This is a genomic window from Streptomyces sp. NPDC086147, from assembly GCF_040702165.1.
Taxonomy (GTDB): Bacteria; Actinomycetota; Actinomycetes; order Streptomycetales; family Streptomycetaceae; genus Streptomyces.
Genome location: NZ_JBFBJO010000002.1, coordinates 677,531 through 698,999 on the forward strand (window position 1 = coordinate 677,531; position 21,469 = coordinate 698,999).

General features: G+C 74.3%; 17 protein-coding genes. 6 read left to right on the forward strand and 11 right to left on the reverse strand.

What is annotated here, in order from left to right:
- Positions 1-40 precede the first annotated feature (40 nt).
- The 5 genes from AB0398_RS07640 to AB0398_RS07660 all read right to left on the reverse strand — a co-directional run bounded on the left by AB0398_RS07640 (position 41) and on the right by AB0398_RS07660 (position 8,750).
- The gene (locus AB0398_RS07640; protein ID WP_366372925.1) at positions 41-1,348 is read right to left on the reverse strand and encodes a condensation protein; all 1,308 of its coding nucleotides are present in this window, start codon (positions 1,346-1,348) and stop codon (positions 41-43) included.
- On the reverse strand, positions 1,348-5,598 hold the full coding sequence (locus tag AB0398_RS07645; RefSeq protein ID WP_366372926.1) for an alpha-(1->3)-arabinofuranosyltransferase: 4,251 nt from the start codon (positions 5,596-5,598) through the stop codon (positions 1,348-1,350). The genes AB0398_RS07640 and AB0398_RS07645 overlap by 1 nt, the downstream gene beginning before the upstream one ends.
- A complete protein-coding gene (locus AB0398_RS07650) occupies positions 5,595-6,314 on the reverse strand; it encodes a class I SAM-dependent methyltransferase (protein ID WP_366372927.1) in 720 nt (239 codons plus the stop codon). Before AB0398_RS07650 ends, AB0398_RS07645 begins: the two co-directional genes overlap by 4 nt.
- Positions 6,311-7,453 (reverse strand): glycosyltransferase family 4 protein, encoded by a 1,143-nt coding sequence (locus AB0398_RS07655; protein WP_366373032.1) that lies wholly within the window; start codon positions 7,451-7,453, stop codon positions 6,311-6,313. Before AB0398_RS07655 ends, AB0398_RS07650 begins: the two co-directional genes overlap by 4 nt.
- A 343-nt stretch (positions 7,454-7,796) precedes the next feature.
- Positions 7,797-8,750: a DUF3068 domain-containing protein gene (locus AB0398_RS07660; RefSeq protein ID WP_366372928.1), complete on the reverse strand. Its 954-nt coding sequence runs from the start codon at positions 8,748-8,750 to the stop codon at positions 7,797-7,799.
- 177 nt (positions 8,751-8,927) lie between these two features.
- Here AB0398_RS07660 and AB0398_RS07665 point away from each other — a divergent pair, with 177 nt between their 5' ends.
- Genes AB0398_RS07665 through AB0398_RS07675 form a run of 3 tightly spaced genes read left to right on the forward strand, consistent with a single transcriptional unit; the run spans position 8,928 to position 10,936 of the window.
- On the forward strand, positions 8,928-9,080 hold the full coding sequence (locus tag AB0398_RS07665) for a hypothetical protein (RefSeq protein ID WP_167345333.1): 153 nt from the start codon (positions 8,928-8,930) through the stop codon (positions 9,078-9,080).
- Positions 9,077-10,291, forward strand: a complete 1,215-nt coding sequence (locus tag AB0398_RS07670) for a helix-turn-helix domain-containing protein (RefSeq protein ID WP_366372929.1) — start codon at positions 9,077-9,079, stop codon at positions 10,289-10,291. Before AB0398_RS07665 ends, AB0398_RS07670 begins: the two co-directional genes overlap by 4 nt.
- Positions 10,292-10,336: 45 nt before the next feature.
- Positions 10,337-10,936 carry a TetR/AcrR family transcriptional regulator gene (locus AB0398_RS07675; RefSeq protein WP_366372930.1) on the forward strand — a complete coding sequence of 200 codons (600 nt, stop codon included), beginning with the start codon at positions 10,337-10,339 and terminating at the stop codon, positions 10,934-10,936.
- Between the two features lie 63 nt (positions 10,937-10,999).
- Here the strand turns inward: AB0398_RS07675 and AB0398_RS07680 are convergent, their stop codons facing one another.
- Positions 11,000-11,614, reverse strand: a complete 615-nt coding sequence (locus AB0398_RS07680; RefSeq protein WP_366372931.1) for a TetR/AcrR family transcriptional regulator — start codon at positions 11,612-11,614, stop codon at positions 11,000-11,002.
- Between the two features lie 171 nt (positions 11,615-11,785).
- Complete coding sequence (locus AB0398_RS07685; RefSeq protein ID WP_366372932.1) at positions 11,786-13,030, reverse strand: NADH:flavin oxidoreductase/NADH oxidase family protein; 1,245 nt, start codon at positions 13,028-13,030, stop codon at positions 11,786-11,788.
- 227 nt (positions 13,031-13,257) lie between these two features.
- Here AB0398_RS07685 and AB0398_RS07690 point away from each other — a divergent pair, with 227 nt between their 5' ends.
- The 3 genes from AB0398_RS07690 (at position 13,258) to AB0398_RS07700 (ending at position 16,784) form a co-directional block, all read left to right on the forward strand.
- A complete protein-coding gene (locus AB0398_RS07690) occupies positions 13,258-14,325 on the forward strand; it encodes a DUF3533 domain-containing protein (RefSeq protein ID WP_366372933.1) in 1,068 nt (355 codons plus the stop codon).
- Between the two features lie 134 nt (positions 14,326-14,459).
- Positions 14,460-15,176: a type 1 glutamine amidotransferase domain-containing protein gene (locus tag AB0398_RS07695; RefSeq protein WP_366372934.1), complete on the forward strand. Its 717-nt coding sequence runs from the start codon at positions 14,460-14,462 to the stop codon at positions 15,174-15,176.
- A gap of 126 nt (positions 15,177-15,302) precedes the next feature.
- A complete protein-coding gene (locus tag AB0398_RS07700) occupies positions 15,303-16,784 on the forward strand; it encodes an aldehyde dehydrogenase family protein (RefSeq protein ID WP_366373033.1) in 1,482 nt (493 codons plus the stop codon).
- Positions 16,785-16,843: 59 nt separating this feature from the next.
- On the opposite strand, the gene AB0398_RS07705 is transcribed toward AB0398_RS07700, so the two are convergent.
- The 4 genes from AB0398_RS07705 to AB0398_RS07720 all read right to left on the reverse strand — a co-directional run bounded on the left by AB0398_RS07705 (position 16,844) and on the right by AB0398_RS07720 (position 21,466).
- A complete protein-coding gene (locus AB0398_RS07705) occupies positions 16,844-18,157 on the reverse strand; it encodes an MFS transporter (protein ID WP_366372935.1) in 1,314 nt (437 codons plus the stop codon).
- Positions 18,158-18,279: 122 nt separating this feature from the next.
- Positions 18,280-19,380: a phosphotransferase family protein gene (locus AB0398_RS07710; protein ID WP_366372936.1), complete on the reverse strand. Its 1,101-nt coding sequence runs from the start codon at positions 19,378-19,380 to the stop codon at positions 18,280-18,282.
- Complete coding sequence (locus AB0398_RS07715; RefSeq protein WP_366372937.1) at positions 19,380-20,618, reverse strand: acyl-CoA dehydrogenase family protein; 1,239 nt, start codon at positions 20,616-20,618, stop codon at positions 19,380-19,382. Before AB0398_RS07715 ends, AB0398_RS07710 begins: the two co-directional genes overlap by 1 nt.
- A 65-nt stretch (positions 20,619-20,683) precedes the next feature.
- Positions 20,684-21,466: an SDR family oxidoreductase gene (locus AB0398_RS07720; RefSeq protein ID WP_366372938.1), complete on the reverse strand. Its 783-nt coding sequence runs from the start codon at positions 21,464-21,466 to the stop codon at positions 20,684-20,686.
- Between the last annotated feature and the right edge of the window lie 3 nt (positions 21,467-21,469).

Here is a 21,469-nt window from a genome sequence, read left to right on the forward strand (position 1 = left end):
GCGCGTGCCCTCCCGCCGGACGTCACCTCGTTCGGGCCGCTCACAGGGCCTCCGCATCGGTCGTCGCGAGCCGGTCGGCGAACATCCGGCCCAGCAGGCGGCCGTCCTCGTCGCCCAGGAGCGTCCGGGACCAGCGCAGCACCAGGTGGAGCCGGCCGCCCGTCGACGCCGTGGTGAACGTCAGGCCGCGCGGCATCGCGGCCGGGGCCGACACCCAGACCGCCCCGGCCCGGCCCGCGTCGCCGAAGTCGAGCGGGTAGGGGATCCGGCCGAGGTTGCTGAGCAGCGTCGTCGAGATCCACGGGGCCGCGAGCCGCCGCACGCCCCGCGTCAGGGCCGCCCGGGCGGCGACCGGGAGGACCGGCGAGGTGAGCAGCGCGGCCCCGCGCCCCAGTGGCGGCCGGGCGAGCGCCTTGAGGGCGCGGGTGCGTCCGGCCGTGATCCGCAGCAGGGCGCCGACGTCCGCTCCGGGCTCCAGCTCGGAGGGCGCGAAGCCGACCTCCACCAGCCGGGTGCCGTTGCCGATCGGCATCGCCGGCCCCCGGGTCCGGTCGTCGACGGGCATGGTGATGCGCAGCGGCCGCTCGGGCGCTCCCCGCCGGCGGTTCCAGTCGGCGACCGTCAGCGCCGTGGCGGCCATGAGCTGGTCGTTGACGGTGTGCGGGGCGCCCGGGGCGCGCCGGGGCACCGGCAGTTCGGTGACCAGCATCGCGTTCCCCGGCGTGTCCCCGGGGCTTCCCGGCGCGACCCGCGCCACCGCCGCCCGCGAACCCGCCGGCCGCGGGGCGGGGCCCCCGGCCCGCGGGCGGGCCGGCGCGGCGACCGGCGGGGCGGCGCGACCGCCGTAGATCTCCGCGGCGGTCGCGACGATCCGCAGACAGGCCGGCCCGTCGAGCGCCGTGTGGTGCACGGCGAGGACCAGGACGCAGCCGTCGGTCCCCGGCTCCTCGACCACTTCGAGGCGCAGCGGCGGCGCGGCGAGCAGCGACGGGGCCACGGCGAGGGCCCGCTCCCGGGCCCGGGCGAGGGCCCCGGGCGCGCACGGCGGGAAGAGCACCACGTCGCCGTGGGGACGGTCGGTCAGCTCCCACTCGTAGTGACGTGCGAGCGGTCCGCGCCGCCGCTCCCGCATCAGCGCCCGGGGGTGCCGGAACAGGGCCCGGCCGAACGCCTCGCGCAGGCGGTCCGGCCGGATCCGGCCCGGCAGGTGGATCTCGATGTGCACGGTGTTCGGCTCGCGCGCGTCGGCGCAGTGCCGGGCGATCTCGTCCGCGACCGGGAACGGTACGCGCGGCGGCTCGCGGTCCTGGGCCGGTCCGAAGACCTCCGCCCGCTGTCCGGCGGCCATCAGCGTCCCCCTTCCCGGGGACGTCCCGGCCGGTCGGGCGGCCACGGCCCGCCGGCGTCCCGGCCCGCCGGTCCGGACGTCTCCCGCTCGCCGGACGGCGGCCGGGGCGTCGTCCCGACGCGGTGGACGCCGGTCCGGGGCGAGTGTTCGCCGCGTACGGTGACGAGCGCCGCGAACAGGGCGACCAGGGCGAGGACCTGGGCGGCGGATCCGTACGCCCCCCGGCCCAGGGCGGTCGGTTCGCCACTGCCCGTCAGGGCGACGATCCCGGCCCCGGTCATCGCCGCGAGGGCGAGGGGGCCGAGCAGGGCCGGACGCAGCCGGGCGACCACGGCGAGGACGGGCACGACCACCGCGAGCGGTCCCGCGACCACCACGCCCACCAGGGTCAGCACGACCGTGCCGAGCAGCAGGCCGGGGCCGGGCGGCTCCGTCTCCGCCTCGTCCTCCGCCGGTGCGGAGCGCCGCCGCCGGCCGATGAGCGCGAGCCCGGCGAGCACCACGAGCAGCACTCCGGCGACGGCCAGCCCCGTGTCGTACAGGCGGGAGGGTTCGTACACCAGCGTCACCGAGCCGCCCTCTCCGGCGGGGACGAGCCAGGCCTGCTGCCAGCCGTCGAGGCGCAGCGGCCGCAGTTCCCGCCCGTCGAACTCGGCCCTCCAGCCCGCGTTGTGGTTCTCGTGGAGCTGGAGGTACGAGGCCTCGCCGGCGCCCACCCGCAGGACGTGCCGGTCGCCGTCGCCCGACACGGCCTCCACGGTCCTCGGGGCGGCGACGGAGGCGGCCGGCGGCTCACCTGCCGTCAGGTCGACGCGGGTGATCGCGAGGGGGCCGGTGTCCCCGGCCTCGACGGTGCGGGTGCCGCGGTCCAGGGAGACCCGCCCGCCGTCGGCGCACAGGGACACGGCGATCGGACGGCGTTCCGTCAGGTCCCGCACCCGGCCCTCGGCCCGGGTCTCCAGGAACCGGCCGTCGACCGAGAGGACCGGGCCCTTCCCGCACGGCAGCGCGAACCGCTTCGCCGGGTCGGGCTGCGGCGCGCGGTACTTCTCCAGCGCCGGGACGTGCAGCTCGCTCAGGCCCACCGGAAGCTGCAACTGCGCGTCCGCCACCGGGTTGTGCAGGGTCAGCGGCGCGACGCGGGAGATCGTGACGTCCATCCGGTCGGTTTTGACGGGGGAGAACCGCGCGACCCCGTTCTCGTCGACCGAGGCGGTCGCGGCCCCGTCGGGAGAGCCGATCCGGATCTGCTCCGGCCGGCTCGCCAGACCGCCGGACGCGACGAGGACGATCTCGCCGACGGAGGTCTTCTCCGGCCAGGACAGCCGGAGCACGGGCCGGTCGCCGGAGACCCACGCCGTGGTCAGGTCGCCGTCCGTCAGGTTGCGCGGGCTCAGGTTCGTGCCGAGCCGCGCGGTCGAGTCCGCGCCCACCACGAGCTTGTCCCGCTTGCCGGTGAGTTCGAACAGCAGGTCGTCGAGCTCCTTGCCCGGTACGGGCAGGGCGGAGGCCCTGACGGTGTGCTCGCCCGGCCTGGTCGCCGTGAACTCCCGGTGCAGCCCCACCTCGGCGGGCGCCACGGACAGTCCGCCGGGGTCGCTGCCGCGGTTGAGCGAGTACGCCACCGCGCCGGTGACCCCGCTCGGCGCGTCGTCCGGCAGCCGCAGCATCCGGGTGACCCGCACGCCGGGGACGGCGATCTCGGAGAAGCCGGCGCCGGTCAGGCCCGGGCGGCCCTGCTGGGACGCGAGGACCGTCACCTTCAGCCAGGTGGCCTCGCCCTCCGGCGCGGCGACCCGCTGGGTGCTGCCGTCGGGGCGGAGCGGGCTGACCCGGCTGCCGCGGTCGGTCTCGATCCGCACCGACGTGGGCGCGGCGCGCAGCGCGCCGCCGGGCAGCGGGGTGAGGTCCAGGCTCCCGGGGACCGGGGTCGGTCCGGTGAAGGCGATCCGCAGCCACTCGCCCCGGGGCGAACCGGGGGAGCCCTCGGCCCAGGCGGTGTCCGGGTTGCCGTCGAAGGCGTTGACGGGGTCGTACTGGGGGAGGTGGAACAGCCAGTTGCCCACCGACGAGGCCGTCACCGACTCCGCGCCCCGCAGGACGGCGGTGGTCTGGTGGCGCACGCCGGAGACGGGCAGGATCTGGCGCGGCTCCGCCCCCGGGTCCTGGACCGCCCGTTCGGCGTTGCGCTCCTCGGCGGTGTACGTGTGGGACGTGCCGGAGTTCACCAGGCCGAACCGGGTGTCGGCGCGGCGCAGCCCGTCGCCGGCCGCGTGGAGCGCCGGGGCGTCCGTGCCGGGGTGGGCGTCGCCGGCCAGGACCGCCGGCCGGCCGGTCACGGCGCCCGACGCCGACAGGGGCAGCAGGGACTCGGGCCCGCCGCTGACCACCGCCAGGTCGGACACCGGCGTCATCCGGGCGGGGCCGGGGCGCGGCGTGTCCGACGGGGGCGCGTAGATCTCGACCGCGCGCTGGCGCGGATAGAGCCCCTCGACCTGGAGCGGCGCGTCGTCGGGGATGCGGCCGTCGGTCAGGAGCGGGCCGAAGCCGGTGACCCGGCGGTACCCGGAGGCCTCCAGGGCCCGTTTCACCGTCGCCGTGGGCACGTGCCCGAGCTGGTCGGGGTCGAGGTCGTTGCGCACGACGACGTGGTACAGCCCCGCCCGGGTCAGGTAGGCGGCGAGGCCGGGGACCTCGCCGCCGGTCGCCAGGGCCTGCTCGACGGCGTCCAGGGCGCGCCGGTTGCCGGGGGTGCCGAACGGCACGTAGTCGCGCTGCGCCCAGGGGGACCGGGCGAGGACGTCCAGGGGCTGGTCGATCGTCGAGCCCCAGGTGTGGATGCCGTGCGCGGTCGCCGGGACGACGAGGGCGCGGTCCTCGGGCGCGTGCTCGGCCAGCCAGTCGGCGGTGGCCTCCCAGTGCGAGGGCAGCTTCCGGAACGCCCCCGGCTGGAGGATCGTCCCGTTGAGGTACGGCCAGGCGAGGCCGGGCAGGACGAGGGCGGCGACCGCGACGGGTCCGAGGCGGCGGGCCCGGGCCGACAGCGGGCGGGGCAGGCCCGTGGCGGTCAGGTGCACGAGGCCGAGGACCAGCGCGAGGGCGAGGCCCGTCTGGAACTTGTAGACGTTCCGGAACGGCACCAGCGGCCCGTCCAGCCACTCCCGCACCGTCGCGTGGAAGGGGCCGCCGAACGCGCCCCCGTACCCGGCGAGCGTGATCAGGGCGGTGACGGTGACGGTCAGCACCAGCCAGCGCCGCTCCGGCAGGTCCCGGCGGGCGAGGCCCGCCAGGCCGAGCGCCGCGGCGAGCGCCGAGCAGACCACCACGAGCGCCGACGCGGCGACGGTCCAGCCGGCGGGCAGCCACGCCTCGCCGAAGTTCAGGTAGCCCACCCAGTTCCCCGCGCCGCGGAGCACCTCGGTCGCCGACATCGTCGCCGTGGTCGTCCGGGACGTCTCCACGTACGGCATGAAGTTCTCCCCGTACGCCCCCAGGAGCAGCAGCGGGACGATCCACCAGGCCGTCGCGAGGACCACGCACGGCGTCCACCACGCGATCAGGGCCCACTTGCGGCGCCCCGGGGGCCGGGACAGCAGGTACAGGCCGACGGGCAGCAGCGACGCCAGCGTGGACGCGGCGTTCACCCCGCCCATCAGCGGGATCAGCAGCGCGGAGCGTGCCGCGGCCAGCCGCGGGCCCGTGTCCGGGCGGGTGAGCGGCAGCAGGACCCACGGCAGCATCGCGCCGGGCAGGGCGGCGGCGGACGTGGAGCCGACGACGATCGTGAACGTCGGCCACAGCGCGTAGGCGGCCGCGCCGACGAGCCGCGGGCCGTGCGCGCCGACGCCGAGCCGTTCGGCCAGGCGCAGGGCGCCCCAGAACGCGGTGGTGACCACGATCGAGAGCCAGAGCCGTTCGGCCAGCCAGACCGGCAGCCGCACCAGGTCGGCGGCGGCGTGGAAGGGCAGCATCGGGATCACGTAGCCGACGTACTGGTCGGCGATGCCGCCGAAACCGGCCCGGTCGTGCCACAACTGGCCCAGGTCGTTCAGGAACTTCCACGGGTCGGTGACGACGCCCAGCTTGGTGTCGAACGTCATCCGGCCCGGTGAGACCGCCAGGAAGGCGAGGAGGACCGCCGCCCAGAAGCCCAGCAGCCAGCGCCGGGACGCCTTCGGCGGCGGAGCCGGCGCCGTGCCGGTCTCGGGGCCGGGCGGGGCCGGCGGACGGGCGTGGAGCGTGGTGGTCATGGGCACCGCCGGAGTAGGAGGAGGAGGTTCCACGTCGCGAACTCGCGGAGCACCGGCACCCGGGTGACGGCCCCGGGGAGGACGGGCCAGTAGCGCGAGCGCGCGGAGACGATCTCGACGTCGTCCCGTTCCCTGACGCGGCGCAGGGTCGGGCCGACGCCGATCACGAACAGGTTCTCGCCCAGCCGGTGCTTGGCGGCCCGGCCGGTGCGCCGCTCGTAGCGGGCCCGCGCCCGCTCGGCGCCCAGGTAGTGCCAGGGCGCCCACTCGTGGCCGCCCCACGGCGAGAGCCAGTTGGTGAACGAGACGTAGATCAGGCCGCCGGGCCGGGTGACCCGCACCAGCTCGCTGAGGAACGTGCCGGGATCGCGCACGTGCTCCAGGACGTTGGACGAGAAGCAGACGTCGGCCGTGCCGTCGGCCAGCGGCAGCAGATAGCCGTCCGCGACGACGGCCCCGGACCTCTGACCGGGCGCCAGTTCGGCGAGGTCGGGTTCGAACAGGTAGCTGTGGGCGCCCCGCCGCCGGAACTCCCTCGCGAAGTAGCCGCGCCCGCCGCCGACGTCCAGGACGATCCTGCCGTCCAGCCGGACGTGGCGCTCGATCTGGTCGGCGGCGTCCCTCGCCAGGAGTTCGTACGCGGTGTGCGGGTCGTCCTGCTCGCGCAGGAAGGCCCGGAAGAGCGCCAGGGAACGGCGGAACGACGGGTCCCTCACGTGCGCGCGCCTTCCGCCGGCCCGCCCCGGCCGCGCGGCCGGGCGCGCTCCGCCGCTTCCGTCGCGATGGCGCGGAAGCGGCGCACCGTGCCGCTCCACCGGAACGCGGCGGCGTGCCGGGCCGCGGCCTCGCCCATGGCCTCCCGGCCCGGGGCGTCGAGGGCGAGCGTGCACCAGGCGGCGGCGAAGGACGACTCGCCGCGCGCCAGGACGCCGGTGACACCGTCCCGGACGGAGTCGCGCAGCCCCGGCACGTCGAACCCGACGGTCGGCGTGCCGCGCGCGCCCGCCTCGGTCACGACGAGCCCCCAGCCCTCGACGGCCGCGGGGTGCAGCAGCAGCCACGCCTCGCACAGCAGCCGGTGCTTCTCCTCCTCGGACACCTGACCGGTGAACTCGACGCCGGCGCCCGCCAGTCGTTCGAGCCGCTCGCGCTCCGGCCCGTCGCCGACGACGACGAGCCGGCCGCCGGTCACCGGCCGGACCCGTTCCCACAGGCGCAGCAGGAGGTCGATGCGCTTGTAGTCGACGAGCCGGCCGAGCGCGACGAAGACCGGGGTCGCCGACCGGGAGGTCCGCGGCGCGGGTTCGTGGACGCCGTTGTGCACGACGCGGATCCGCTCCGGCGGCACCCCGATCGCGCGGAGCGCCTCCTCGGTGGAGGGGGACACGGCGACCAGGAGGTTGCCCCGGTGGGCCCGGGCGAGCGCCCAGTGTTCGAGCAGCCGTCCCGTACGGGCGACGGGCCGGGGGAAACGCATCCCCCACAGGTCGGTGTGCACGTGGTTGACCAGGCACACGGTCGGGCCGTCGTGCCACAGCGGCGACAGGTAGGGCATGCCGTTGCACACCTCGACGAGCAGGTCGCACGACCCGACGTGCCGGGCGAAGGCGGACCGGGCGCCGGCGAAGTGCCCGAGCGGGCCCCCGGCGGACACCACGCGGTAGGGGCGTCGCGCCGCGGTGCCTCCGCACAGCAGCGTCACGTCGTGACCGAACCCGGTCAGTCCGGAGGCGATCTGGTCGATGAGGACTTCCGAACCGCCCGCGGCGGGGTTGCCCAGGCCGCGGTGGGCGAGGAAGGCGATGCGCCGGGGCGGTTCGCTCCGGCGGGCGCGGGGCTGGACGGTCCCGACCATGGGCTGGTGGGGAGGCGGCGGGACCGGCGCGAGCGGTGGGGAAGGGACGTGCTGGGGCATGCGCGCTCCAACTCGTTCGGGAAGGCGGAAGGCGTGACGGGGGTGGGGACGGGGCCCGGGGAAAGGCCGGGGTGGGGACAAGGCCGGGACGGGTGTGGGACAGGGGTGGGACGGCGGTGGGAAGGAAGGGGAAAGGAGGGGAACGGGGGCGGGCAGGGGTGACCGGGATGAGGTCGTGCTTGGTTGGGGACGTCAGTCTTCGACAGGTGATCGACGCAGGGCTACTCACCGGTATGACAACTTGGCCGCCGCTCAGACGGGGCGATGCGTCGCCAAGTGAGCGTCAGCCGCGCGCGGTTGGGGCAATTCGCCCCCGCGCCACCAGAATCCCGCCGATCAGCGTGAGCACCGCTCCGAGCACGCCCGCCCCCACGGGAAGGGTGCTGCCGAGCAGCCGCAGCTTGCCGCCGTCCGCCGCCGCGAGCCGTACCTGCTGCCGCTGCGTGGCCTCGGTGAAGGCGAGCTTCCCGCTGTCCAGCAGCACGACGGCGTCCTTGTCGGACTCGGGCGCGCGCAGGGTCTTCCGGGGCCCGATCGCCGCGTAGAGGATCCGCCCGGTGGGCCGGTCCACGACCAGCTCGATCCCGCCGTTGGCGTACCACTCCTCGGCGAGGACCTGCGGCCGGTTCGGCAGGCCCACCAGCTTGCCCGGCACCTGGCGCACCCCGGTGCGGGTGGGCGGGACGCTGCCGGTGAAGCGCAGCCCCTCGTGCCCCTGCACCGTGCCGGGACCCTCGTAGCGGAGCGGTACGACGGCGCCGAGCGTGCCGTCCCACCAGCGGTGGTCGCGCTTCTCGACGTCGAAGGGGAACTTCAGGTAGGCCTCGCCGTCGAAGACGGGCGACTCGCCGCAGCAGTGCGCCGGCTCGTTCGTGCGCCGGTCCGTCACCCACCGCTCCAGGGTCCACTGGAGGGAGTCCCGGGTGTCGGAGGCCGGCAGCGTGGCGTCGATGTCCACCGACGTGGACACGTCCCACACGGCGTTCCCGCTCTTCACGCCCTCGGCGACGTCGCCGCGGACCTGCCGCGTGACGGTGAGGGGCTGTTCGCGCACGGTCTTGAGCCGCTTGGTGTCGAAATAGCTGCCGGTGCCCGTGAAGACGGTCGTCGTGTCGACGTCGAGCGGAGTGCGCTTGGCCTCCGGCAGGACGTGGCTCGTCAGCAGCGGCGCGAGGACCAGCAGGAAAACCCCTGCTCCGAGCAGGATCAGGGACAATGGTGAGGCGGTACGGCGCATCCGGGACTCCTGGTGGGGACAACTCGCACGGAGACGCACGGACCTCAGGACCCGGTCAAGCCCTTGTGGCCGATGACGCTAGGCAGCACTTGACGAGATGTCAATGTCCTGCTGACACTGTGCGTCGGCTGTGGGGGCCGGGGTAGGGCGTCTCCAACGAGGAGCTGACCCGACACAATGAGCAGACTGATCGCCGCAACGGGAACCGTCGTGATCGCCGCGGTGCTGGCCGTGGGCGCCGCCTTCGGGATCGTGGCCGTGCTCGACGCCGTACCGGAGCAGCCGAACGTGCCGCTGGTCACCTATGACACGGCCCCGGCGAGCCGATGACCCGACTCGTCTGGGGCGATGTCCCCCAACCGAAGGTGGACCGGTTCGCCGCCATCGTGCTGTCCGAGTCGGCGGACCTGGCGGGGGAGATCCTCCGCGCGATCCGCCACGACTTCCCCCGGCAGCGCCCCGTGGAGCCCGAGTCCGGCGAACCGAAGTCCCTCGTCGGCATCCGGCGCGCCATCGAGGGCTTCGTCCAGCAGCTCCTGTCCGGGGAGGCCGACTCGCGCGTGCCCGACGAGGTCTTCCAGGAGTTCGGCCGGGTGGAGGGTCTGAGAGGACGCAGCCTCGACTCACTCCAGGCCGTCTACCGCCTCGGCGTCCGGCTCGCCTGGCGGCGGTTCGCCGAGATCGGCCAGCAGGTCGACATCGCGGCGCCCGCCATGTACGAACTCGCCGAGGCCGGCTTCAAGTACCTGGACGGCCTGGTCGAGCAGTCGGTGCGCGGCTACGCCGAGGCGGCGGCCCGACAGGAGGGCGAGCGCCTGCGCCTCCAGCGGAGGCTGATCGACCGGCTGCTGTCGGGCCGGCACTCCGACCCCGCCCAGGCCCTCGGGGAGCGCGCCGCCCGCATCGGCTGGGAGCTGCCGGAGACCGTCGCGATCGGCGTGCTGATCCGGCCCGCCCGCGAGGCGGTCGCCCCCGCGCTCGGCCGGGGCGTCCTCCTCGACATGGAGAGCGAACAGCCCCGCGTGGTCGTCCCCGACCCGGGCGTCGCCGGCCGTGCCGACCACGTCCGCCGGGCCACGGCCGGCTGGTCCGGCGCGATCGGGCCGACGGTGCCGCTCGCCGCCGCCGTGGAGTCCTTGCGCTGGGCGGAGACCGCCGTCCGGCTGATCGAGGACGGCCTCCTGTCCCACGGCGGACTGCACCACTGCACGGACCGCGTGGAGGAACTGCTCCTGCTGCCCTCCCAGGAGCTCATGGACGCGGCGGCCGCGCGCTGCCTGACGCCCCTGAACGACGTCGCCCCCGCCCAGGCGAGACGTCTCGCCGACACGCTGCTCGCCTGGATCGAGACCTCCGGCGGGGCCCCGGAGGTCGCCCACCGTCTGGGCGTGCACCCCCAGACGGCCCGCTACCGCCTGCGGCAGATCCGCGAACTGTGGGGCGACGTGCTCGACGACCCCGACCGCCGGTTCGAGATGCTCCTGGTCCTGCGCTCCAGGCGCCTGCGCCGCGAACCCCTCGGCGGCGACGAGCAGGGGTAGGCGGCGCCTTGTCGAGCAATGCTCAGCGGCCCAGGGTGGGTGACCGTGACCGCGAGGACCGCGCCGACCCGTGTGCGGCTGAAGCCGGAGGAACGCCGGGCGCAGCTGATCGACATCGGACTGCGTCTGCTCACCACCCGTCCCATCCACGAGATGTCCGTCGACGAGGTGGCCGCCGAGGCCGGCATCTCCCGGGGCCTGCTCTTCCACTACTTCCCGAGCAAGCGCGACCACTACGTCGCCGTGGTCCGGGCGGGCGGTCGCCGGCTGCTGACGCACGCGGAGGCGCCGGAGGAGGGCACGCCGACGGAGCGGGTCCGGGGGATCGTCGACGGCTTCGTCTCCTTCGTCCAGCGCCGCAGGAGCAACTACGTGGCCGTCGTACGGGCCGCGGCGGGCGGCGACGAACTGGTCCTGGAGGTCTTCGAGGAGAACCGCGAGGTGCTGACCGACCGCGTTCTGGAGGCCGCCGGCGTCCACGTCCCCACGCCCCTGCACCGGCTCGCCGTACGGGGCTGGCCGGCCATGGCCGAGGAGATGGCCCTCGGCGCCACCGACGAGGTCGTCACCGGGCCCGAACTCGTCGACCTGCTGGTGGGCGGCCTGGAGCGGATCGTGGAGCGGTTCGCCGCGGACCACCGCTGACGCCGGACCGGGCGCACGGGTCCGGGACGACGTCGATCCGCAACGGTGCCGGTGTCGAGGGGGCTAGCCGGGCGTCCGCGCGGTCTCCGCGGTCCGGGACATCGCCGGGGAGGCGTGGAACAGCGCGTGGACGGCGCCGTCGACCTGGGCGGCGACGGCCTCGGGCGTGGAGGTGTCGAGCTTGCCGTCGAGGTGCAGGAAGGCGAGCCCGTGGACGAGGGCCCACACCGTGGTCGACAGGGCGTCCGCGTCCACGCCGGGGAAGGTGGCGCGCACGATCCCGCGGACGTACTCGGAGATGGCGGCGGTCGCGGCGACCCGCTCCTCGCTCGTCGGGTCGCAGGGCTCGGCGAACATCGCCCGGAACAGGGCCGGGTGCTCCAGTGCGAACCGCACGTAGGCGACGGCCACCGCGGCGAGTTCGTCGGGCGTCGAGGGCGCGGGGTGGGCCTCGGCCAGGTGTCCGGCCAGTTCGCGGTACCCCTCGGCGGCCACGGCGGAGACGAGCGCGTCGCGGTCGGCGTAGTGGCGGTAGGGAGCGGTGGCCGACACCCCGGCCCGCCGGGCGACCGCGCGCAGCGAGAGTCCCGCGCTGCCGTCCTCCTCCAGGAGTTCGCGCGCGGCGCGCAGGCAGGCGGCGCGCAGGTCGCCGTGGTGATAGGTGCCGGGCTGGGGCATGGATCGCACATCCTCAATGTCCATGGTGATCACACTTTCTCCCTAATGTGAACGCCGCATACATCCTAGGTGATCGAGAGGGAAGAGGAAACCGGGACGATCGGCGGGCCGTCCTGCCCGCCGCCTCCCTTCCGCCGTCCCCGCCGGCCCTGTTTCCGTGGGCGGGACCGCTCAGGCCGCGCCCCGGGGCTTGGCCAGCCACGTGCGGTAGCTCCGCAGGGCCTTGCGCTGCTTGCGCTGTTCGGAGATCAGGGCGATCACCGGGTGGGTGCCGGGCCTGGTGCCGCTGCCCCGGGCGAGGCGGCGCATCTGGTGGCGGACCTGGGCCATGCTCGCGGCGGAGGCGAGGGCCTTGTCGGACCAGTTCACCGGCCGCATGGGGCGGTCGGCCTCGCGGCTCCGGTGCCAGCGGTCGGGCAGGTCGGGGGTGACGGCGAGGGCGGTGCCCATGCCGACGACCGCCACGCCGCTGTCGAGGACCCGCTCCGCCGTCGCGCGCTTGGTGATGCCGCCGGTGAGCATCAGGGGCAGCGGGCTCGTCCCGACGAGATCCTTCGCCAGGTCGAGGAAGTACGCCTCGCGCGCCTGCGTACGGGTGTCGGTGGAGCGGCCGGTCATGGCCGGGCTCTCGTAGCTGCCGCCGGAGAGCTCGACCAGGTCGACGCCGAGGGGTTCGAGCATCCCGATGACCTGGCGGGCGTCGTCGGCGTCGAAGCCGCCGCGCTGGAAGTCGGCGGAGTTGAGCTTGACCGCGACCGCGAAGGAGGGGGAGACGGAGGCCCGGACCGCGCGGACGATGTCGAGCAGCATCCGGGCGCGGTTCTCCAGGGACCCGCCCCACTGGTCGGTGCGCTTGTTGACCAGGGGGGAGAGGAACTGCGACAGCAGGTAGCCGTGGGCGGCGTGGACCTCGACGCCGTCGAAGCCGGCCTCTTCGGCGCGTCGCGCGGTCACGGCGTACCGCGTGACGGTCTCCTCGATCTGCCGCGGGGTCATGGCGGTCGGGCGGCCGAAGCGGCCGCTGTGCCTGCCCAGGCTGACGCCGATGTCGGACGGGCCCCACACCACGCCGGGCATGTCGGAGGCCACCTGGCGGCCGGGGTGGTTGATCTGCATCCATATCGCGCCGCCCCCGGACTTGGCGGCCTTCGCCCACTCGGTGAACGGCGCCAGTGGGGCGTGTTCGTCGAGCACGACGCCGGCGGGGCCGGTCAGCGCCTCGGCGTGGACCATGACGTTGCCGGTGATCAGCAGCCCGGTGCCGCCGGCGGCCCAGCTCCGGTACAGCGTGAACAGCTGCTCGTCGGGGAGCTGGCCGTCACCGGCCATGTTCTCCTCCATGGCCGCCTTCGCGATCCGGTTCTTCAGCACCTGCCCGGAGCGCAGGGGCAGCGGTGAGAACAGCTCGCTGGTCATACGGATTCTCTCTTCCTTCGTGATCACTCGATCGCCTACGATGTTTGCACTACTCACATTAGGGCATGTATGTAATCGGTGCAAACATTGAAGGGTGTGGGCCGCGTCGCGGACGGGCGGCCCGCGCCCGGCCACCGGTGGGGCCCCGGCACGTCCCCCGGCGTGTCGACAGCCGTTCGGGTGCTTCCCGCCTGCGCGGGGGCCTCTCCTCCCGGACCGTGGACACCATGAGACAGAGCACCTTGTCCGAGGTGAAGGACGCCGTCACTCCACGGGCCACCCTGCTGGTGATCGGGGTGATCGCCCTCCAACTGCTGTTCGTCGCCTCCTACGTGGGAGCCCTCCACGAGCCCAGGCTCAAGGACGTGTCCTTCGGCGTGGTGGCGCCGCAGGCCGTGGCCGGGCAGACGGTGGACCGCCTGGACGGGCTGCCGGGCTCGCCGCTGGACCCGCGCGCGCTGCCCGACGAGCGGACGGCCCGGGAGCAGATCGTGAACCGGGACCTCTACGGGGCGCTGGTGGTGAACCCGGCCGGCACCACCGACACGCTGCTCGTCGCCTCCGGCGGCGGCAGGGCCCTGTCCCTCGCGCTGGGCACGCTCATCGCCACCGTGGACAAGGCCCAGGGGCGCACCGTCCGCACGGTCGACGTGGCCCCGGCCTCCCCGCACGACTTCAACGGCCTGTCGTCGTTCTACCTGGTCATCGGCTGGTGCGTCGGCGCCTACCTGTGCGCCTCGATCCTCGCGATCAGCGCCGGCGCCCGCCCGGCCAACCCGACCCGCGCGGCGACCCGCCTGGGCACGATGACGCTGGTCGCGCTCGCCGGCGGACTCGGCGGCGCGATCATCGTCGGGCCGGTCCTGGACGCCCTGCCGGGCAGCGTCTGGGCGCTGTGGGGGCTGGGCGCGCTGCTCATCTTCGCCGTCGGCGCCGCGACGCTCGCCCTCCAGGGCCTCTTCGGCGTCATCGGCATCGGCCTGGCGATCCTGCTCGTCGTCATCCTGGGCAACCCGAGCGCGGGCGGCGCCTTCCCCGCGCCGATGCTGCCACCGTTCTGGCAGGCGATCGGCCCTGCCCTGCCACCGGGCGCGGGCACCTGGGCGGCCCGCTCGGTCTCCTACTTCCACGGCAACGGCATGACGTCCGCCCTGCTGGTGCTGTCGGCCTGGGCGGTCGTCGGCGTCCTCGTCACCATGCTCGCGGCGGTGCTGCGGCAGCGCCGCGCCGCGGACGCGGGACCTTCCGGGACGGAGACGGGCGGGGCTGCGGGGCGCACGGCGCCGGGGACGTAGGGCCGCCGACGGGGAAGCCCGGTCGCCCGCGTCCCGCCCCGGGCGGATGATGGAGTGAGCCCCGCGCGGCGCGTCCCGGTCGACGCGCCCGTCGGAACGCCGGTGAACCGGTTTCGGCAGGAGGAGGGTCCGTGGTGACCAGGGTGCTGTTCGTGGTGTCGGCGGCCGATCGGTGGACGTTGCGGGACGGGGAGGTGCATCCGTCGGGTTTCTGGGGCGAGGAACTGGCGATGCCGCACAAGATCTTCTCCGGGGCCGGGTGGGAGATCACGATCGCGACGCCGGGCGGGAAGGTGCCGACGCTGGACCGGCTGAGCATGTCCAAGACCGCCGGGTGGCCCTCGAAGCTGCGCGAGGTGGCCGCGTACCTGGAGATGATCCGGGGCGAGCTGAACAGCCCCCGGCCGCTGGAGGAGATCGATCCGGACGACTTCGACGTGGTCTTCTACCCGGGCGGACACGGCCCGATGGAGGACCTGTCGGTCGACCCGGTCTCCGGCGCGCTGCTCACCCGCGTCCTGGCCTCGGGCAAGCCGCTGGCGCTGCTGTGCCACGCGCCGGCGGCGGCGTTCGCGGCGAAGAACGAGGACGGGTCCTGGCCCTTCACCGGCTACCGGATGACGGGCCTGTCGAACCTGGAGGAGAAGTTCAACAGCTTCGGCCGCAGGGCGATCTGGCTGCTTGAGGACCGGCTGCGGGAGAGCGGCGCGCAGTACTCCAAGGCCCGGCTGCCCCTGCGGCCGTACGTGGTCGTCGACCGCAACCTGTACACCGGGCAGAACCCGCCCTCTTCCGAACGCCTCGCCGAACGCATCGTCGCCGACGTCACCGCGGCGGCGAAGACCCGCTGACCACGATCCGGCACGAGAGTCCCCGCACGGGAGGCCGCCGCTCACGACCCGTCCGAGAGCACCCGCACGGGAGGTCACCACCCACGACCCGTCACGAGAGTCCCCCATGGAAGGCCGCCACCCACGATCCGGCACGACACCACCGGAACCACCTGGAAGGCACGCGTACCCATGACCGGAACCGCCGCCGCGTCCGTGGCCCGGCAGGAACAGGACATCGCGGAGACCGTCGCACACCTCCGGGCCGTCTTCGACTCGGGCGTCACCCGGCCCGCGGCCGGGCGCCGGCGCCGGCTCCACGCCCTGCGCCGCCTCCTCCGGGACCACACCCCGGCCATCGAGGAAGCCCTCTACGACGACCTGCGCAAGGGGCGCACCGAGTCGCACCTCACCGAGATCGGCGGAGTCCTGGCCGAGATCGAGCACGCCCTGCGCCACCTGGACCGCTGGATGAGGCCCCGGCGGGTCTCCGTCCCCCTGAACATCAAACCGGCGACGGCCCGCATCCACCCCGAGCCCCTCGGCGTCTGCCTGATCATCGCGCCCTGGAACTATCCGGTGACCCTCACGCTGAACCCGCTGGTCGGCGCCCTGGCCGCCGGCAACGCGGCCGTCGTCAAACCCAGCGAACTCGCCCCGGCCACCAGCGCCCTGCTCGCCGACCTCCTGCCCCGCTACGTGGAGGCCGTCGCCGTCGTCGAAGGAGCGGTGGAGGAGACGACCCTGCTGCTCGCGCAGCGCTTCGACCACATCTTCTACACCGGCAACGGCACGGTCGGGCGCGTCGTGGCCGCCGCCGCGGCGAAGAACCTGACCCCCGTCACCCTCGAACTCGGCGGCAAGTCGCCCGTCTTCGTCGACGAGACCGCCGACATGGCCGTCACCGCGCGCCGGCTGGCCTGGGGCAAGTTCACCAACGCCGGCCAGACCTGCGTCGCCCCCGACTACGTCCTCGTCACACGGACCGCCCGCGACTCCCTCCTGGACGCGCTGCCGAAGGCCGTCCACCGGATGTTCGGCCCCGACCCCCGCACCAGCTCCGACTACGGACGCATCGTCAACGACCGCCACTTCCGGCGCCTGACCGGCCTCACGGCGGAGGGCGAGCTCCTCACCGGAGGCGCCTGCGACACGGAGGACCGCTACATCGCCCCCACCGTGCTGACCGACGTGCCGTCCGGCGCCCCCGTCATGACCGAGGAGATCTTCGGCCCGATCCTGCCGGTCCTGACCGTGCGCGACGTCCACGAGGCCGTCGACTTCGTCAACGCCCGCGACAAGCCCCTCTCCCTGTACGCCTTCACCCGCGACAGGAAGGCCCGGCGGGCCCTCCTCACGCAGACCTCCTCGGGCGGACTCGTCTACAACGCCCCGATGATCCACCTCGGCGTCCCGAACCTGCCGTTCGGCGGCGTCGGGGAGTCCGGCACGGGCGCCTACCACGGCAGGACGTCCTTCGACACCTTCAGCCACCGCAAGCCGGTCCTCTCCAAGCCCACCAGGCCCGACACCCTGAGCCTCGTCTACGCCCCGCACACCTCCCGCTCCTTCGCCTTCATCGCCAAGGCCGTCTCCCGGACCCACCCGCTCCTCGGCAGGAGGCGCTGACCGGCCGGGCCGTCCCGCGCGACGGCTTCGCCCTGCCGCCCACCCCGCCGCGAGCCGTGTCAGGCGTCCTTCAGGTGGATCCCCCTGGTCTCCCGCATCAGGTAGCACGCGACGCCCGTGAACGCGCACAGCAGCATGATGTAGAGGCTGGAGAGCCGGGCCGCGCCCCACTCGACGAAGAGCTGGTTCAGATACGGCGCGGTCCCCCCGAAGACGGCGACGGAGACCGAGTACGCGAACCCGATGCCCTGGGTGCGCACCCGGGTCGGGAAGTTCTCCGCCATCGTGGCCGACAGGAGCGCCCCCGGGGCCGCCACCACGGCGAGCGCCACCGAGGACGCCACCAGGAGCGTCCAGCCCTCCGGGCCGATCAAACCGGTGAGCGGGATCTGCAGGGCGATCATCAGCACCGCGAACGCGATCATCATCGGACGGCGCCCGATCCTGTCGGACAGGAGCCCCCACAGCGGAAGGGTGGCCAGGGCGACGCACTGCGCCGCGACCGAACACCAGTAGGCGACACCCGCGTCCATCCCCGTCCGGGTGATGGCGTACGTGGACACGTACGAGGTCCAGGTGTAGTGGGCGGCCGTGATCCCCGAGGTCATCGTGATGACGAGCAGGACGGCGCGGACCACCTGCCGGCGGGGCAGCGGCCCGGTGTCGTCGCCCGCCTTCTCCTCGGCGAACACCTCGCTCTCGTCCATGCTCCGGCGCAGGTAGAGGGCGGCGAGGGCGAGGAGGGCGCCGAGAAGGAAGGGCACGCGCCAGCCCCACCGGGCGACGGCGTCGTCGGACAGCACGGACGTCACCGCCCCGCCCACCGAGTAGGCGAGGGCCGAACCGCCGAAGATCGCGACGAACACGATGCTTCCCCACAGGCCGCGCTTCTCGCTCGGCGCGATCTCCGCGACGTAGGTGTTGGCCGTCGCGGACTCGCCGCCGTGGGCGAACCCCTGCGCCATGCGGGCGAGCAGGAGGATCAGCGAGGCCCAGGCCCCGATCGAGGCGTAGGTGGGCATGAGGCCGATGACGAGGCTGCCGCCGGCCATCATCAGCATGGTGGTGACCAGCACGAACTTGCGGCCCCGCCGGTCGGCGATCCGCCCGAAGACGATGCCGCCCAGCGGGCGCATCAGGAAGCCGACCGCGAAGACGGCCAGCGTCGACAGCAGCGCCGACACCCGGTCGGACGGATGGAACATGACGGTGGCGATGAAGGGCGCGAACACCGCGTAGGCGCTCCACTCGTACCACTCCAGGACGTTGCCGACCGTGCTGGCGAAGAGGGACTTGCGCCTCGACCGCAGGGTGGGCGCGGTCCCGTCCCCCTCCCCGGTCGCCGCCCCGGGGTCTGTCTTCGCGTCGCTCATGGCTGCTCCTTCGCTGTGCCCGGGCAGGACGGAGTGGCGTCCGGCGCCGAGGGGTGGGGTGGGACGTGGGGAAGGGGTGGGGCGGGGGAAGGGGTGGGGCGGTGCCGGGACGTCGCCGGGCGTCAGACGCGGGGGGTCGCGATCAGGCCGGCGTACTGGGCCGCCGTGCTCAGCAGGCGGGGGACGCCCGCTTCGAGGGACGGACCGAAGTCCGTGTCGTGCGGGCGCTCACCGCGCCGCCAGCGGGTGTAGATCGCCTCGCAGAAGATCGCCGCCTTCCACAGGGCGAGGGTCTGGTACCAGGGGAGCGCGGTGAGGTCGAGGCCGGTGCCGGACCGGTAGCGGTCCGCCAGCCGGCGCCGGGTGAGGTAGCCGGGCGCCCGGGTCACCGGTGTCAGCTCCAGGGGAGTGGAGGGCGTGCCCGCCTCGGACCAGGTGGCGGTCAGATAGCCCAGGTCCGCCAGCGGATCGCCGAGCGTGGCCATCTCCCAGTCCAGGATCGCGACGATCCGGGCGGGCGCCTCCGGGGCGAACATGAGGTTGCCCATGCGGTAGTCGCCGTGGACCACCGAGGCCGTCCCGCCCGTCGGCAGGTTGCGGCCGAGCCAGTCCGCGATCCGCTCCACCGCGGGGAGGCCGCGCGAGGCGTTGACCTCCCACAGCCCGCTGAAGCGCTCGACCTGGCGGCGGAGGTATCCGTCGGGGGACCCCAGGGAGGCGAGCTCCCCCTCGGTCACGTCGATGCGGTGCAGCGCGACCAGGGCGTCGACGACCGCCTCGCTGGTGGCGCGGCGCTGCGCGAGCGGGGAGAGGCGGGCCGGGACCGTGTCGGTGACGACCGTCCCGTCGAGGTGGGACATCAGGTAGAACGGCACGCCCAGGAGCGACTCGTCCTCGCAGACGGCGAGGATCTCCGGCACCGGCACCCCGTGCCCGCGGAGGATCCTCTGGACGCGGGCCTCGCGGACCATGTCGTGCGTCGACTTCGGCAGCGGCGGGCGCGGACCGCGCCGGAGGACGACCCGGTCGCCGCCGCGCTCGATCAGATACGTGACGTTGGACTGGCCGTCGCCGATGCGCCGCCACGCGATCGGACCGTGCCCGACGCCGTGCGCGTCGAGGAAGGCGGTGACCGTGTCGACGACCAGGAGGGGCGGGCTGTCGAGGTGCCGGGCCGCGTCCCGGCTCGCGACGACCTCCACCCCGTCGGGGACCGTGTGCATCACGCGCCCCCGTCCCGGCCGACGACCGCGTCGCCCCGGTACGGCTCGCCGGCCCGGACCTCGGCCTTTCGGCCGGCCGAGGCCCGGCGGGCGATGGCCCACCGGTGGGTCTCGTTGGAGCCGTCGTAGATGCGGAACGGGCGGACCTCGTTGAGGTACTGGGCCAGCGGGAGGCCGTCGGAGCCCCCGTCCCCGCCGCAGATCTGGACGGCGCGGTCGATCACCCGGTGGATCGCCTCCGAGCAGTGCACCTTCGCGATCGAGGACATCGCCGAGCCCGCCTTCGGATCGCTGTGGAGCAGCGCCGCGGTCTTGGTGATGATCGCGTCGGACGTCTCGATGTCGATCACCGACTCGGCGATGAGGTTCTGCGCCAGGCCGAGCGAGTCGAGCGGACCGCCGAACAGCTCCCGCCGCCCGGCCCGGTCGAGCGCGATGTCCAGCGACCGCCACGCCAGGCCCAGCCACCGCATGCAGTGGGTGAGGCGCGCCGGGCCGAGCCGCACCTGGGCGTACCGGAAGCCGAGCCCGGCCTCGCCGAGCACGGCCTCGTCGGGGACGAAGCAGTCGTCGAGGTACAGGTGGGGGTGGCCGCCGTCGATGGCGCGGTCGACGGTGTGGATCGGCTCGCCGACCCGGATGCCGGGGTTCGCCATGTCGACCACGAACATGGTGGCCCCCTCGGGGGCGCCGTCCACGGCCGGGGTCCGTGCCATCACGATGCAGAACCCGGCGCCGACGGCGCCGCTGGTGAACCGCTTGTGCCCGTCGAGGATCCAGCCGCCGTCGGTGCGCACGGCCCGGGTCCGCAGCGCCGCCGGGTCGGAACCCGCTCCCGGATGGGGCTCGGTCATGCCGAAGCAGGACCGGATCTCTCCCGCGGCCAGGGGCGCGAGGTACCGCTCCTTCTGCTCCTCGGTCCCGATCAGGTTCAGCATGTGCGTGTTCCCCTCGTCGGGGGCCATGCAGTTGAGCGCACTGGGGCCGATCGGCGAGTAGCCGGCCTCCTGGAGGATCGGTGACCAGTGCTCGATGGCCAGGCCCTGCCCGCCGTACTCCTTCGGCACGTGCGGCGCGAAGACGCCGGCCTCCTTCGCCGCCGCCTGCAGCCGCGCGCGGATGGCCGGGTCGAGGCGTTCGCCGGGCGCGGGTTCCGCGCCGATGACGGTCTCGCGCACGAACCGGCGCGTGCGCTCCCGCAGTTCCTCCACATCGGGAGGGAGATCGCTGAAGGTCATGACGGTCCTTTCGGGTGCGGGCACGGGGTGGGGTTCGGGTCCGGACGCGCGTGCGGGCGCGGTTCTCACGCGGTGCCGCCGGCGGCCGTCAGACCGCCGTCGACGGTGAGGACGTGACCGGTGACCCAGGAGGCCTGGTCCGAGGCCAGATAGGCCACGGCGGAGGCGATGTCGGCGGGGAGGCCGAGGCGCTTCAGGGGGTAGTCCCCGGCGACCTCGTCCTCCCTGCCCTCGTACAGGGCTTCGGCGAACCGCGTCTTGACCACGGCCGGCGCCACGGCGTTGACGCGGATCTCCGGGCCGAGCTCGACGGCCAGCGTCCTGGTCAGGTGCGACACGGCGGCCTTGCTCACCCCGTAGAGCCCGATCCCGGGCGCCGGGGTCTCCCCGGTCACGGAGGAGAGGTTGACGACGGCCCCGCGGCGTTCGGCGAAGCCCAGGTCCCGGCGCGCCACCGCGTCCTGGACCCAGGCGAGGGTGCCGAGGACGTTGATCTCCAGGATCTTGCGGGCGACGTCGAGGTCCAGCGCGGTGAGGGGGCCGTAGGCCGGGTTGATCCCGGCGTTGTTCACCAGGACGTCGAGCCCGCCGAACTCGCGGGCGACGGTGTCGAAGACCTCGCGGCGGTGTTCGGGATCGTCCGCCCTGCCGGCGACCGTGACGACGCTGCCCGGCGGGAGGGCGGCCGCGGCCTCTTCGAGCGGTCCCGCCTTGCGCGCGGTGAGGCAGACCCGTGCCCCCTCGGACACGAGCAGTTCGGCGACGGCCAGGCCGATGCCGCGGCTGGCGCCGGTCACGACGGCGACACGGCCCCGGAACCGGTCCCGGCCGGTGCTGTTCTGGTTCAACGG

What these genes read in the sequence shown, in the direction of transcription:
- AB0398_RS07665 (WP_167345333.1), top strand. Translation starts at nt 8,928, where the DNA reads ATGAGCAGACTGATCGCCGCAACGGGAACCGTCGTGATCGCCGCGGTG.
- AB0398_RS07715 (WP_366372937.1), bottom strand. Translation starts at nt 20,618, where the DNA reads ATGACCTTCAGCGATCTCCCTCCCGATGTGGAGGAACTGCGGGAGCGC.
- AB0398_RS07705 (WP_366372935.1), bottom strand. Translation starts at nt 18,157, where the DNA reads ATGAGCGACGCGAAGACAGACCCCGGGGCGGCGACCGGGGAGGGGGAC.
- AB0398_RS07710 (WP_366372936.1), bottom strand. Translation starts at nt 19,380, where the DNA reads ATGCACACGGTCCCCGACGGGGTGGAGGTCGTCGCGAGCCGGGACGCG.
- AB0398_RS07680 (WP_366372931.1), bottom strand. Translation starts at nt 11,614, where the DNA reads ATGCCCCAGCCCGGCACCTATCACCACGGCGACCTGCGCGCCGCCTGC.
- AB0398_RS07640 (WP_366372925.1), bottom strand. Translation starts at nt 1,348, where the DNA reads ATGGCCGCCGGACAGCGGGCGGAGGTCTTCGGACCGGCCCAGGACCGC.
- AB0398_RS07660 (WP_366372928.1), bottom strand. Translation starts at nt 8,750, where the DNA reads ATGCGCCGTACCGCCTCACCATTGTCCCTGATCCTGCTCGGAGCAGGG.
- AB0398_RS07690 (WP_366372933.1), top strand. Translation starts at nt 13,258, where the DNA reads ATGAGACAGAGCACCTTGTCCGAGGTGAAGGACGCCGTCACTCCACGG.
- AB0398_RS07670 (WP_366372929.1), top strand. Translation starts at nt 9,077, where the DNA reads ATGACCCGACTCGTCTGGGGCGATGTCCCCCAACCGAAGGTGGACCGG.
- AB0398_RS07645 (WP_366372926.1), bottom strand. Translation starts at nt 5,598, where the DNA reads ATGACCACCACGCTCCACGCCCGTCCGCCGGCCCCGCCCGGCCCCGAG.
- AB0398_RS07685 (WP_366372932.1), bottom strand. Translation starts at nt 13,030, where the DNA reads ATGACCAGCGAGCTGTTCTCACCGCTGCCCCTGCGCTCCGGGCAGGTG.
- AB0398_RS07655 (WP_366373032.1), bottom strand. Translation starts at nt 7,453, where the DNA reads ATGGTCGGGACCGTCCAGCCCCGCGCCCGCCGGAGCGAACCGCCCCGG.